We start from the raw sequence: 14,530 nt of genomic DNA on the forward strand, positions 1-14,530 counted from the left end.
TTTAAGTATTTCGTCTCTGTCCCAACGTTGGAGTGTTTTTACTGATACTCCTAGTAACTCTGCAAAATCCTTTGGCTTGTAGTTTGTGATATTCGTTGTGTTCATGATTATTATATTACCTCCTTCATAAACACATTATATCGCATTTGAGTATATTTGTATATATTTTTAATTACTTAAAATCTCTCCTTACTTTACGCCATATTGTTTGTAATATGCATCAATTGCAGCTTTTAGTGTATCATCAATTATGATTTTTCCCTTATAAGGTTTATTATACAGATGTTCTACGACCTCTTCCATCGTCACAATTGCCGTTGTCATAAGACCATAAGTTTCCTGAATCTCAGCCAGTGCACTTTTCTCTCCCCGGCCGCGCTCCATGCGGTCCACAGATACTACAAGTCCGACAGGTAACACATCCCCAAAAGCCCTGATAATCGGAAGGGTCTCTGCAATGGAGGTTCCTGCCGTGGTGACATCCTCAATAATGACAATCTTATCTTCGTTCTGAATTGGACTTCCCAAAAGAATCCCCTTGTCACCGTGGTCTTTTATTTCTTTTCTGTTTGAACAGTACCGGATATCTTTTCCGTAAAACTCACTGATCGCCATCGTAGTCGCTACAGTGAGGGGAATTCCCTTATATGCCGGTCCGAACAATACGTCAAAGTCTAATCCAAATTTCTTCTCAATCGCTTTTGCATAATATTCTCCCAGCTTTCTGAGTTGGGTTCCCGTGCGGTAGAAACCCGTGTTCACAAAAAAAGGAGTCTTTCTCCCACTTTTCGTAACAAAATCTCCGAATTTCAAGACCTCACAGTCAATCATAAATTCAATAAACTCTTGCTTATATTGTTGCATATTTTTCGAAAGCCTCCATATAATTTTATTTCACCATCCCAATTATATCACTTATATTTTCAATATGGTATTTTTCCATGTATTTTTCGATCCCCTCCACAATCTCCACAGTCACCGAAGGATTATAGAAGTTTGCCGTCCCTGTCGAAACCGCCGTGGCCCCAGCCAGGATAAACTCAATAGCATCTTCCCAAGTCGCAATTCCACCCATGCCGATAATCGGAAGTCTCACTGCATTTGCCGCCTGATATACCATGCGTACGGCAATCGGCTTTATTGCAGGTCCTGACAGCCCTCCTGTCCGGTTTGCCAACGCAAATTTCTGTCTGTGGACATCAATTTTCATCCCTGTTATGGTGTTGATCAGGGACAATGCATCTGCTCCCCCGGCCTCTGCCGCCTTTGCCATAGCTGTAATATCTGTCACATTGGGGCTGAGTTTCATGATGACCGGCTGTTTTGCGTGTTTCTTCACTTCTCTTGTAATTGCTTCCACCGATGCCGGGTTCTGTCCAAAAGCAATGCCTCCCTCTTTCACGTTGGGACAGGAAATGTTAATTTCCAGCATATCTACAGGTTCGTCTGCCAAACGTTCCACAACCTCACAATAATCTTCTGCAGATTTCCCGCAGACATTGACAATAATTTTCGTATCAAATTGTTTTAAAAAGGGAATGTCCCTTGCACAGAACACTTCCATCCCCGGATTCTGAAGTCCTATTGCATTGAGCATGCCCCCGTGGGTCTCGGCAATCCTGGGCGTAGGATTTCCTGGCCATGGTACATTTGCGACCCCTTTTGTCACCACTGCGCCAAGCCGGTTCAAATCTACAAATTCACTGTATTCTTCCCCGGAGCCAAAGGTACCGGAAGCTGTCATTACCGGATTCTTCAGTTCTATGCCAGCAAGGTTCACTGTTGTGTTCATTAAATCTCCACCTCCGTAGATAAGAATACAGGCCCGTCTTTACAGACACGCTTATTGTGCACATGACTGTGTCCGTCAATTTCCTTCGACTGACACACACAGGCAAGGCAGGTGCCAATACCACAGGCCATTTTCTCTTCCATAGATATATAGCATACTATGCTTTTTTCTTCCGCATACCGCTTGATTGCGTGCAGCATGGGGGCGGGTCCACAGGCATAAATGATATCAGCGGACAATCCGTTTCCCTCAATGGCATCCATCACATTTCCTTTGGTTCCGGCACTGCCATCCTCGGTGGCAATATAAAGGCTGCCCTGCTTTTGAAACTCTGTTCTCAAAAACTGCTGATCTCGGTATCCCATAACCATAATTTTTTCTGTATTCAGCTGTTTTGCCAGCTCCAGCATCGGAGGGACACCGATACCACCACCTATCAGCATTGCCCGGCAATCTTTCGTGTTTTTTCCTGTGTTCTCTGTTACATCCAGCGGGAAGCCGTTTCCCAGAGGTCCCAGTATATCTATAGTGTCACCAGACAGGAGTTTTGCGAACTGTTCTGTCCCAGTTCCTGTTCCGGTCACACGGTACACAACACGGATACCGCTTTTTTGCCTGTCTATTTCACACAGACTGATAGGACGAGGCAGCAATTTGCTCCCATCCTTTGTATACATAGAGATAAATTGTCCCGGTACAGCCGACTCAGCAATTTTCTCCGTATGAATCCACATACTGTAGATATCTAGGGCAATGCCCTCCTGGGATATAATTACAGCAGATTCTTTTCGTCTACCAGACATTTATTTCTTCCTCCTGCACTTATTTCCCGGCCAGCGCATCCCGGATATCCAAAATCATATCCTCTGCGGCTGCCCTTGAAGCATCGCCAAAGTTTTCTGCCCCAAACCTTCCGTATGCCTCCTGTTTGTATGCTGCAATAATGCCGCGAGAGGAGTTTACAATAGCCCCCAGACCATCTTCGTTAAAAAAATGAGCCAGATCCTTTCCCCTGCCGCCCTGAGCACCATACCCGGGAACCAGAATATAAGACTTAGGCATCACCTTCCGGAGTACCTTTCCTATTTCCGGATATGTAGCTCCCACAACCGCGCCTATATAACTATAGTCGTCGCCCATGCACTGTGTGCCCCACTGGGCAACTTTCTCTCCCACCAGTTCATAAAGGGGCCTGTCGTCAACCAGCCTGTCCTGAAATTCTCCGCTGGAAGGATTGGAGGTCTTCACCAGAATAAACAATCCTTTCTTCTCCTCCCTGCACACATCAATAAAGGGCTTCACCCCATCGGAGCCAAGGTATGGATTTACAGTCGCAAAATCTTCATCAAAAGGAGCATATTCCCAGCCTCCTACTTTCACTTTTCCAAGGTGTCCCACAGCGTAGGCCTTCGAGGTAGATCCAATATCCCCTCTCTTAATGTCACCTATCACAATAAGATCTTTTTTCTTACAATAATCCACCGTCTTCTTAAAAGCAATCAAGCCCGGTACTCCGAACTGCTCATACATGGCAATCTGCGGTTTCACAGCCGGAATTATATCATAAGTCTTGTCCACAATTTCTTTATTAAATTGCCAGATGGCCTCGGCGGCTCCCTCCAGAGTATCTCCATACTCTGCAAATGCCTTCTTTTGTACATGCTCCGGAATATAATCCAGCATAGGATCCAGCCCTACAACAATGGGTGCCCCTGTCTCCTTAATTTTTTTCACCAGTTTGTTAATCATAAAGCCCTCCAAAATAATCTGAATTTTCTGAAAATGAACCGCAAAAGGGTCAGACCCCTTTTTGATTATACACAATCTTTCCATCGACTATTGTGCAGCGTACTTTTCCTTTCACCGGATATCCGTCAAAGGGTGTATTTCTGCCTTTTGACAGAAATGTGTTTTTATCAATGCTGTATTTGGCAGCTGGGTCAAATATTACCAGGTCTGCTGTCTTTCCGGATGATACGGAGCCTTTGTCTTTAAGCCCCAGTATTTGGGCCGGATTATAACTCATTTTTTCTGCCATCTGCATGGGTGTCAGTATACCTTTTTCCACCAGTTCCGTGTAGGTCAGGCATGCGGATGTCTCCAGTCCCACAATCCCAAAGGCTGCCTTTTCCATGGGGAGATTCTTTTCTTCTTCGGCATGGGGTGCGTGATCCGTGGATATGACGTCCATGATGTCATTCTTTAGGCCTTCCCGCAGTGCCTCCACATCTTCTTTTGAGCGGAGGGGCGGATTCATCTTGTACTGTCCATTATTCACGTCAATGTCTTCATCCGACAAGATAAAATGATGAGGACATACCTCGCCTGTCACCGGCAGGCCTTCTTTCTTTGCGGCCTCAATCATCTTTACGCTGTCCGCCGTGGAGCAGTGGCACAAATGCAGCCGCACTCCTGTCTCTTTTGCCAGCAGTATATCCCTTGCCACAATCACGTCCTCCACACTGTTGGTAATCCCTTTTACTCCCAGTTCTTTTGCCTTTTGTCCGGCATTCATCACTCCGCCTTCCACCATGGTAATGTCTTCGCAATGTGCAAAAACAGAGAGTCCGTTTTCTTCTGCCAGGCGCATAGCCTTTCTGTACAGGGATGCCGTCATCACCGACTTGCCATCCTCGCTTATTGCATGGCAGCCCGCTTCAGCCATCCCCTGTATATCTGCCAGTTCTTCTCCTTGTTCTCCCTTTGTGACAGCCCCAAGCTGAATCACATGTACCGGAGATTCCACCTCTGCCCTTCTGTGCAGCTCTTCCACCATTTCCTTTGTATCTGTAATGGGTGTTGTATTTGGCATGGCGCAGAGCGTCGTGACTCCTCCGTGTGCCGCAGCCCTTCCACCGGTCCCCAATGTTTCTTTATAGGTCAGCCCGGGATCGCGCAGATGTACGTGGAGGTCTATAAAACCCGGCATAATATAACAGCCAGAGGCATCAATAACCCTGTCGGCAGGTACAGAAAGATCCTTTTCCACTTTCACGATCAGACTTCCCTCTATGAGCACATCACTGATATCGTCTAGTCCTGTCAGCGGGTCCAAAACATGTCCATTCTGAATCAATAATTTCATAAATATAATTTTTATCCTTCCTTTAAGAAACAATGTGTCTCAGGTTATTACTATAGGTTATAGTAGGATTGCGGCAACAGAAAGTGCGGAACAATCCGTAGGTATCAGGGGAGCAAAGTACCTTTTGACTCCTACATCATAATATCACAAATAAACTATACATGAAACTTCTTATGCATTTCTTCCCGGAATTCTTTTTCCCTAAATATAATCAATGCCGCCAAAACCAAAAAACATACGACAACACATACTATAGAAATAATCTGCAGCTTTGTTACCCCCGTCAACAGCAGTATCAGAGGGAGTATAACCCCGTATCCTCCTGCCATAACAAAATAAATCATATATTCTCTGGCGGTATGCCTCTGAATCTTTGCGATGATAAGCATAGAAAGCAACACAGACATACAGACAATGGGAAGTACAAAATCTACGGACCACCCATGCCAGCCAGTAGAAATATCCCACAAAATGCAGCCCAGCGATACGATAATGAGCTGCCACATAACATTTTTCATCAGGTTATACCGCTTTGCAAACCCAATCCAAGTTGCCAGCCACATACTACCTATTCCTGCAGCGGTAAACAGTGGCCAGCGTACCTGGGGATGAAAGCTGAAATCCACCGCCACAAAGGCCACTGCGGCAGCCAGGCATAAAAAGGAATAGATACGAAAGATTTTGATTTCCAATTCCCGCGGCACATCCGGCTGCGGATATTCCGGTTCAACCTTCTCCGCCTGAATTCCCTGCTCCTTCAAAATCCGGTAAAAATTCCGCTGAATATTCTCCGTGTCATATCTGGAGGTAAATCCCAGAGAAAGCTTGTCCCCAAAGGAGCACATACAAAGCTCCATCTTAGGTGTGTTGGTAAAAACACCAAACCTGTCAATGTAGGGAATATATTCTTCCGGCATATGAACCGCACTCATATTAGAGAATATAGCCGTCACATTTTTTTCCGCATAATGTGCTCCCGCCTTAATACACAGATTCTTCAGTTCCAGCGGAGCAAGTCTGAGAACAGGATGCATTTCCAGAGCAATCAGTTCATTCATGTGCTCTGCAATACGTTCTGTTGTCAGCTCTGTCTCAAAGTATTCCTTTACCCGGTTTTGTACCGCTTCAAAGCTCTTCTCATTCCTGCTGAAGTCATACCCAGGCTCAATCCAGTTAAAGAAATTCAGCATGGAATCCGAAGGAAAAAACTTCCTGAGATTGACCGGCACCATAAGAACCACCGGATGCTTTTCCTGCTGCCTGGACATTTCCCGATGAATTGCCATCATATATACAGTTGCCAGAAATACCGTCATAGAGACTCCCAGCTCTCTGGAACGGGAAAGTACAGCCTTCACGGAGAGCACTCTTTCATTTATCTGAAGCATACCCGCTTCTTTGCGGAGCTTCTTCAATTGAATTGCCCCGGGCTTTTTATCCTTTGTCCTTTTTACCTCCGAATAATATTTAGAAAAGCTGTCATTTTCCTGATCCTGGACTGTCATGTTCTCATCTCTTAAGACCACATCAGACAGGCCATCAGCTTTATGGCTTAAATATAAATAGTTCTTTACCAATTCCCGCAAAAATTCAGTGGCCCCTGTGCCGTCAGTCAATGCATGGAATACTTCAAAATTAATCCTTTTTCCATAATAAGTCACTTCAAATAAAAGAGCTTTTTTATCCCTCACATACAAATTACTGCAGGGTTCCCTGTGTTCCTTTGCCACTGCCGGTCTGAGTCCGCTCTTTTCCAGATAGTGCCAGAACATCCCTTTCCTCATAACAGACAAAAACACCGGATAAATATTCAAAGTTTTATCAAGAGCTTCCTGCAGCTTTTCCGGATTCACTTCCTCTTTCAATATACAATAAAACCGAAACACCCGTGTATCCTTTTTATTACTGGTCGCCGAGTACAACTTTGCCGCATTGTCCAGCTTCCGCCAATATTCTCTCGTCTGCTGCACCTGTTACACCTCCCCTTCCGGCTCATTTCCCAGAAACCGGTTAATGTAATCAAAACTTTCTTTCACATGGAAGTTCTTAATTCCCAGAGCGAAGTAACCATGCAAGGCATCCTTTATCCGCCTGATTTCCACATGATTTCCTGCCTCCTCAAGCCTCAGTCCATACGCTTCTCCTTCATCCCTGAGGGGATCATACTCCGCTGTAATAATCAAAGTGTCCGGCTGATTTGACAAATCTTCCTCCAGCAGAGGGGCGAAATAGGGATTCTTTTTATCCTCCTCGCTTCCTGCGTAAAAATCTATATAATCGCGCATCTTTCCTGCTGTCAGCAGATAGTCTGTCCCATTCTCCCTCACAGAGTCAAATGGAGAATTCTCGGAATAATCATTGTAAACAGCCGGGTAGATCAAAATTTGCCGCTTTGGGATAAACTCCCCCCTGTCCCTGGCCATCAGTGACAGTGCGGCCGTCAGATTTCCCCCTGCACTGTCCCCGATCAGCGTAATATCCTCCGGGTCAGTGTTCAGGATAAACCGGTTTGTAAAAACAGCTCTTGCAACTGCATAACAGTCTTCCAATCCTGTTGGAAATTTATTCTCCGGTGCCAGTCTGTAGTCGATTGAAACAACTACCTGTTCCGTGGCGTTTGCCAGCCTGGCACAGATTCTCTCATAGTTGTCCACGCTCTCCGTTACCCAGCCTCCGCCATGAATAAAAAGCATCACTTTATACAGATTAGGTCCCCCATTCTCAAATGCACTCTCATGGGGAAAAAATATTCTGGTCGGTATTTCAAACTCCCCGTTATATATTGGATAATTTATCTTCCTGTAAAAAATCTTCAGGGGATCCAGTCTCTTTAAATCCGCCAGGTGCCTAGAAGCCTCGACTTCGATTCCGTCAAAGGAAAGTGCCTTCAAAATCTTTCTTGCTGTAGGGTTGATCGCCATGCAATTCTCCTCTTTTTGTAAAATTACCGTTTCAGGTTATCATAAAACTAAACTTTTCTGCCACACATAGTTTGTTACAAACACTTCCTGTGAATCTGCCTTAATTGTATTATCATTAAAGCTAATATAATTACTTTTAACATCAAATGCGCAGTATTTCTTTGACCATTCAAGAAAGCTATGATTTATTTTGCCTTTATGTGTTATTAAATTAGTTATGCCAAATTTAACTCCCTTATCATTTAGCCCATCAAGGTATTCGCACAATTCATTCTCTTTTTGATCGTTCCAGAGCTTATTATATTCACTCATCGAAATAAGGTAAGGAGGATCTAAAAATACGTATGAATCCTTTTCAAACTTGATTATTTCTAAAAACGAAATATAATCCATGTTAAAAAACTCAATCTCATGCTCTCCCACAAAATTCAAGTAATTATTTAAAGCCTGGTATACATTATTATTAAAATCCACGTTCCCTACCGGGAGATTAAATTCACCCTTTCCATTGAACCTTATCATATGATTGAATCCATATATTAAGAGCAGATATAGTTTTAATAAATCGGACTTATCTTCATTAAAGTCTTTTCGGAGCATATTATATGCTTCTTTGTTGTACCGCGAGTAATAGGTTTTCACATACTTTATCTTCAAGTCATCCGGCACACAAACCCCTCTGTAGGAGCAGGACAATCCATAAAAATCAATCATTTCAAATAATTGTTTGAATAAATCTTCTGGATTTGCTGCAAATTTACCTATTTCTATATGAAGTCCTACTATATACGAATCAATATCATTCAATACGAACGAGGTCCCTTCAGCATTTAAAAAAGAGCTGCCTCCCCCGACAAAAGGTTCAATATACTGCCCAATTGTTTTCGGCATAAGTTGTTTTAGCTGCGGCATTAATTTATATTTATCTCCCACATAAAAAAATGGAGATCTGATCACATTATTCTTCATTATGCACACCTGTCCTCGTAATAAATATAAACTCTTTATGATCATTAAACTCCGTTTTTCCCGCGTTAAAACATGGATGCTTCCTCTCGTGTATTTCTGTTTTACCTTTCTTCTCCAACACCCCTTGTATCTCCTCTAGGGTAATCTTATTTCTTGAAGAACTGCTCTTTGAATGATAGGTATTATTGTAAGTGACAACAATATATTTAGCATCAATATTTTCTATAAGGTCAGCAAAAACCTCCGGTGCAGAGTTTCTGCAGTAATCACTCATATTCTCCGCCGGCGGTTTAAGAGCGGTGCCCTCCAGCTTTGGTTTTTTCCACTGAGTAATTGTCTCAAGTACATGGTAAAACCTGCTGTACTGCCGGCTGTTATATGGCGGATCAATAAATGCAACATCCGATTTTACTCTTCTTGCCAACTTATTTGCGTCTTCCCGGTGAATCTCAAATTTGCCGCCACAGATCTCCGGGTTTATCAATTCAAAAATGAAACGGTCTTCTAACCTGCCTATTTTTCTGTAAGCGTCATAATGACCCACAGTGTTTGCAATTTTGTCCATAGAAAATATCAATGATGCTAACAAAATATTATATTCCCTGTCTGATAAAACTTCTTTATTCGAACTAATATCTTCACGAATATATCCGATTATTTTGGAATCGTTTTCTGAAAAGTATTTCTCACCAAAATTATCCGAAAAGTAATTAGCCTCTATATCCTCTGCTTTCAGGCTCTGATACTTTTCCTTATATTCTATAATCTTTGATTCATCATAAAATTCATTCGAAAAGAATGCTTTGTAAATTACTTCATTTGAAAAAAGAAAATCATTCATAATTACCTTTGTAAAGTGGCTTTTCATTCTGTCACTGACAACGCCGGTTCCTGCGAAAACATCAAAAAATACATCTCCTTCACACTTTTCTTCAATTAATTCTTCAATCCAATCCAGTAATTTGTATTTACTTCCAGTATACCGTCTATTATAAATCCTAAACATATGCATGTCCTCTTTTTCCTGATATTATGATACGAGGGTCAAAAGGTATTTTGCCCCCTGATACCTACGGATTGCTCCGCACTTTGTGCTCCCGCAATCCTAAAAACATTCGAAATCCGCCCTACTCGGGCTGCTTTCTCTATGATAACTCAAAGGCTCCAGTATACAGTTGATAATATCTGCCCTTTTTCGCAATCAGTTCTTCATGGTTTCCCCTCTCAATAATGCGCCCCTGTTCCAGCACCATAATGACATCCGAGTTCTGCACGGTAGAAAGTCTGTGGGCAATTACAAACACAGTTCGCCCCTTCATCAAGGCATCCATACCTCTCTGCACAATATTTTCCGTCCTTGTATCTATAGACGATGTTGCTTCGTCCAATATCATAACCGGAGGATCCGCTACCGCCGCCCGGGCAATCGATATCAGCTGACGTTGTCCCTGGGAAAGGCCGCCTCCGTCTCCTGACAGTACTGTATTGTAGCCATCGGGAAGCATCCGGATAAATCCATCCGCATTTGCACGTTTTGCCGCCGCAATACACTCTTCTTCGGTGGCATCCAGATTTCCATATTTCAGATTATCCATGACTGTCCCGGTAAATAAATTAACATCCTGCAGTACCACACCTAACGAGCGCCGGAGATCTTCCTTTTTTATCTTATTGATATTAATACCATCATACCATATCTTTCCGTCTGAAATATTATAAAATCGATTGATCAGATTTGTTATGGTCGTCTTGCCTGCACCTGTGGCACCGACAAACGCCACCTTCTGACCTGGCTTCGCATATACGGTAATATCATGAAGTACAGTCTTATCTTTGTCATACCCAAAATCCACGTCAAACAGTTTCACCTCGCCTTTTAGCTCGGTATAAGTCACAGTACCGTCCTCGTGTGGATGTTTCCACGCCCACATTCCGGTATGTTCTGCTGTTTCTGTCAAGATACCGTCCTTGTACCTGGCATTGACCAATGTGACATAGCCTTCATCCCTCTCACCTTTCTCATCTAAAAGCTGAAATATCCGTTTTGCGCCGGCCAGTGCCATTACAATGAAACTCAGTTGCTGAGAAACTTGTCCAATAGGCTGGGAGAAACTCCTTGAGAGCTGCAAAAAGGAAGCAATCATACCAAGAGTAAGCACATCCACACCAGTAAGGCTGATATTCGTCACCTTGCTGATTGCCAGAACTCCTCCCACAATAGCTACCAGAACATATAAAACATATCCAAGATTTCCCATGACCGGCATGAGAATATTTGAATAGGTAAATGCCTTTGCAGATTCATTGAATAGTTTTTCATTTTTCTTTTCAAAATCTTCTTTCGCTTTTTCTTCATGACAGAACACTTTTACAACCTTCTGCCCGTTAATCATTTCTTCAATATATCCGTTAACATCTCCGATAGAAATCTGCTGCCGGACAAAATATTTTCCACTATTTCCCGCTATCTTTTTTGCAGTCAGAAGCATGATCACTACGAACGCCAGAACAAACAAAGTAAGCCACACACTGACTGAGAGCATGGCGAAGAACACAGCAACCAGTGTAATTACCGATGAAAAAAGCTGGGGCACACTCTGAGACATCATCTGCCTGAGTGTATCGGTATCGTTGGTGTAATGACTCATGATATCACCGTGTGAATGGGTGTCAAAATACTTAATCGGCAATGTCTGCATATGGGAAAACATCTCATCCCTAATATTCTTTAAAACCCCCTGAGATATCACTGCCATTGTCCTGTTATAGAACAAGGTGGCCAGCACACCGAGCAGGTATATGCCGGCTAATATCATTACTGCCTGCAGCAGACCGCTGAAATCAGGTACGGCCTGGACTAGTATCGGGGTGATATAATCGTCAATCAGCACCTGCAGGAATAGAGATGACAGCACACCTGCCCCTGCACTTATCAGTATACATATCAGTACAAAGAGAAATCTTCCCTTGTATGCTTTTAAGTAGGAGAGAAGACGTTTTAATGTCTGTGTATCCAGTTTTTGCTTTTTCCCACTATTCATCTTTGACTCCTCCCTTCTGCTGAGATTCATAAACTTCCCGGTAAATCAAATTATTTTCAAGCAATTCTTCATGTGTCCCAAAGCCGTCAACCTTGCCGTCATCAAGGACAATAATTTTGTCCGCATCCTGAACAGAAGAAATTCTCTGGGCAATGATAAGCTTGGTAGTGTCCGGGATTTCCTCCCTGAAGGCTTGGCGGATCAGGGCATCCGTTCTGGTATCTACCGCACTGGTAGAATCATCCAGGATTAAAATCTTAGGTTTTTTTAAGAGGGCTCTTGCAATACAGATTCTCTGCTTCTGTCCGCCAGACACATTGGAACCTCCCTGCTCAATATAAGTATCATATCCAGCCGGAAATTCTCTGATAAAATCATCTGCCTGGGCAAGACGGCAGGCATGAATCAGTTCTTCATCTGTCGCCTGCTCATCCCCCCAGCGGAGATTCTCCTTAATGGTGCCGGAAAAGAGCTCATTCTTCTGAAGTACCATAGCCACCTGATTTCGCAGAGTCTCCACATCATAGTCCCGCACATTCACGCCGCCGACCTTCAGATTCCCCTCTGTCACATCATAGAGTCTTGGTATAAGCTGTACCAGAGTAGATTTAGAAGAACCTGTTCCGCCTATAATGCCGATTGTCTCCCCAGAAGCAATTTTTAAGGTAACATCTGACAGGCAATTCTTATCCGCCTTTCTTGAATAGCAGAAGGAAACACTCTCATACTCTATAGAGCCGTTCTTCACTTCCATAACAGGGTTTTCCCTGTCCTTCAGGTTACTCTCTTCTGTCAAAACTTCCGCAACTCTTTCCGCAGATGCCTTGGAAACCGTAAGCATAACGAAAACCATAGAAAGCATCATCAAGCTCATCAAAATCTGCATGGAGTAAGTTATCAAACTCATCAGCCCGCCTGTACTTAAGCCCTTCGCCGCATCCCCGCCACTTGCCACAATCATTCTCGCTCCAAACCAAGAGAAAGCAAGCATGCACGCATACATACAAAGCTGCATCAGGGGCATATTGAAGGCAAGCATCTTCTCTGCCTTTGCGAAATCTTTATAGATAGAGCCGGAAATATTCTGGAATTTCTCCTTCTCGTAGTCCTCCCGGACAAATGATTTTACAACGCGAACGCCTCTCACATTCTCCTGCACAACATTATTCAATTTATCATAAGTTCTGAAAACTCTTCTGAAAATTGGGTGCACACCAGACATAATCAAATACAGTCCGATGCCGAGAACCGGTATACAGATTAAAAATGCAGCAGACAGTCTCGCATTCACCCTGAGGGCGCAAACAAGAGAAAAAATCAGCATCATCGGTGCCCGCATTGCCATACGGATCATCATGTGATAGGCGCTCTGTAAATTAGTCACATCTGTTGTCATTCTCGTCACAAGGCTAGATGCTGAAAACTTATCGATGTTAAAAAATGAAAATTTCTGTATGTTGGCATACATATCTGTTCTCAGATTCTTTGCAAGTCCCGCCGACGCATAGGCGGCTGTTCCTCCCGCCGCTGCCCCGAAAAACAATGATAGGAAGGCTGCGAGCAACAGAAAAATTCCCACTTTCCATATATATCCCATATTTCCTTCGTCAATTCCATAATCAATCAGTTTTGCCATAAGCAGAGGGATGATAACCTCCATAAGTACCTCAAGCGAAACCAATATAGGCGTCAGAATAGAATTTCTTTTATGTTCTCTGATGCTTTTTGCCAATGTCTTTAGCATATAATTTCTCCTTCTCTCTATATTCCTTTGGACTCATTTTGTATTTTTCTTTAAACTTTCTATAGAAATAGCTTGTATTGTCATAGCCCACTGATTGTATAATATCGGCTACAGGCAGAGCACTGCTTGCCAGCAGATACGCCGCCTGACTCATGCGTCTCACCTGCAGAAGCTCCTTGTAGGTTCTGCCTGTCAGCTTTTTAATCTCACGGCTCAGCCAATATATATCATAGCCCAGCATTTCTGACAGCTCTGACAGACTTCCGTTTTTATAGTGTTCGTCCACATAACTCAGAACAGCTCCTGTCAGTTCCTTGTCAAACTGTCTGCTGCCTGTTTCCATTTTATCCATATAATTTAATAACTGCAGCAGCAAAAGCCCCATAGTAATCTGATTCAGACTGCGCTTATTAGGCATGTTATAAAAAATAGTCCAAACCATATTTTCCACAAGATTCTGCACTGGAAGCACATCTGCCACATGGAAATACAGATAGGAAGTCATCTCATTTTTTCCGCACAGAGTACCAACCAGAAACTCTTTTAATATGTTGTCCTCAGCACCCATCATGGAAAACGCCATATTGAAAAATTCCGGCAATATAATAAAATTCACTGCAATATCATTCTCCTGCGCCGGCAGAATTTCCTGTTCTGCATTCTGGTTCAGAAACAACAGATCTCCCTGCTCCAGAACAACCCGGTTGCCATTTAATATATGAGTCGTTGAACCCTGGCACATATAAATCACCTCCACATAATTGTGGCGGTGCTTTGGAAAATGAACAAAACGGGTGTGGGGCCGGACCTGGATCAGTTTGCCTTTCTTGAGCAACTTTTCACAATCTATAATCCATTCCTTGTTTTCGGTATAGATGTTCTGATCGATCCCGTCCCTTCCATCTAAAATTCTCTGTTCTTCCTCTGTAATTACCGACAGTTCCTTTAATAATTCTGCATCCATGCACTCACCCGTTT

At 43.2% G+C, this 14,530-nt stretch carries 12 protein-coding genes and 1 pseudogene; all 13 read right to left on the minus strand.

Annotation, left to right across the window (positions count from 1 at the left end; all coding sequences use genetic code 11):
• Nucleotides 1-90, minus strand: a pseudogene (locus EDD59_RS14035) (MerR family transcriptional regulator); the annotation flags it as partial.
• Nucleotides 91-189: 99 nt separating this feature from the next.
• Nucleotides 190-864, minus strand: a complete 675-nt coding sequence (gene pyrE / locus EDD59_RS14040) for an orotate phosphoribosyltransferase (protein WP_132382961.1) — start codon at nt 862-864, stop codon at nt 190-192.
• Between the two features lie 25 nt (nt 865-889).
• Entirely contained in the window at nt 890-1,792 is a 903-nt protein-coding gene (locus EDD59_RS14045; RefSeq protein ID WP_132382963.1) for a dihydroorotate dehydrogenase, read from the minus strand.
• Nucleotides 1,792-2,595, minus strand: a complete 804-nt coding sequence (locus EDD59_RS14050) for a dihydroorotate dehydrogenase electron transfer subunit (RefSeq protein ID WP_132382965.1) — start codon at nt 2,593-2,595, stop codon at nt 1,792-1,794. The genes EDD59_RS14045 and EDD59_RS14050 overlap by 1 nt, the downstream gene beginning before the upstream one ends.
• Before the next feature lie 19 nt (nt 2,596-2,614).
• Complete coding sequence (gene pyrF / locus EDD59_RS14055; protein ID WP_132382967.1) at nt 2,615-3,541, minus strand: orotidine-5'-phosphate decarboxylase; 927 nt, start codon at nt 3,539-3,541, stop codon at nt 2,615-2,617.
• 49 nt (nt 3,542-3,590) lie between these two features.
• The gene (locus EDD59_RS14060; protein WP_132382969.1) at nt 3,591-4,877 is read right to left on the minus strand and encodes a dihydroorotase; all 1,287 of its coding nucleotides are present in this window, start codon (nt 4,875-4,877) and stop codon (nt 3,591-3,593) included.
• Nucleotides 4,878-5,032: 155 nt separating this feature from the next.
• Nucleotides 5,033-6,847: a DUF6320 domain-containing protein gene (locus tag EDD59_RS14065; protein WP_132382971.1), complete on the minus strand. Its 1,815-nt coding sequence runs from the start codon at nt 6,845-6,847 to the stop codon at nt 5,033-5,035.
• 3 nt (nt 6,848-6,850) lie between these two features.
• Nucleotides 6,851-7,798 carry an alpha/beta hydrolase gene (locus EDD59_RS14070; RefSeq protein ID WP_132382973.1) on the minus strand — a complete coding sequence of 316 codons (948 nt, stop codon included), beginning with the start codon at nt 7,796-7,798 and terminating at the stop codon, nt 6,851-6,853.
• A 39-nt stretch (nt 7,799-7,837) separates the two neighbouring features.
• Complete coding sequence (locus EDD59_RS14075; protein ID WP_207670412.1) at nt 7,838-8,731, minus strand: Dam family site-specific DNA-(adenine-N6)-methyltransferase; 894 nt, start codon at nt 8,729-8,731, stop codon at nt 7,838-7,840.
• Nucleotides 8,732-8,756: 25 nt separating this feature from the next.
• A complete protein-coding gene (locus EDD59_RS14080) occupies nt 8,757-9,773 on the minus strand; it encodes a DNA adenine methylase (protein ID WP_207670413.1) in 1,017 nt (338 codons plus the stop codon).
• 139 nt (nt 9,774-9,912) lie between these two features.
• A complete protein-coding gene (locus EDD59_RS14085) occupies nt 9,913-11,808 on the minus strand; it encodes an ABC transporter ATP-binding protein (protein WP_243117439.1) in 1,896 nt (631 codons plus the stop codon).
• Nucleotides 11,801-13,552, minus strand: coding sequence for an ABC transporter ATP-binding protein (locus tag EDD59_RS14090; protein ID WP_132382981.1), 1,752 nt, complete (start codon nt 13,550-13,552; stop codon nt 11,801-11,803). Before EDD59_RS14090 ends, EDD59_RS14085 begins: the two co-directional genes overlap by 8 nt.
• Complete coding sequence (locus EDD59_RS14095) at nt 13,515-14,516, minus strand: AraC family transcriptional regulator (RefSeq protein ID WP_132382984.1); 1,002 nt, start codon at nt 14,514-14,516, stop codon at nt 13,515-13,517. Before EDD59_RS14095 ends, EDD59_RS14090 begins: the two co-directional genes overlap by 38 nt.
• Nucleotides 14,517-14,530: the final 14 nt, after the last annotated feature.

This window comes from Muricomes intestini, from assembly GCF_004346165.1.
Taxonomy (GTDB): Bacteria; Bacillota; Clostridia; order Lachnospirales; family Lachnospiraceae; genus Muricomes; species Muricomes intestini.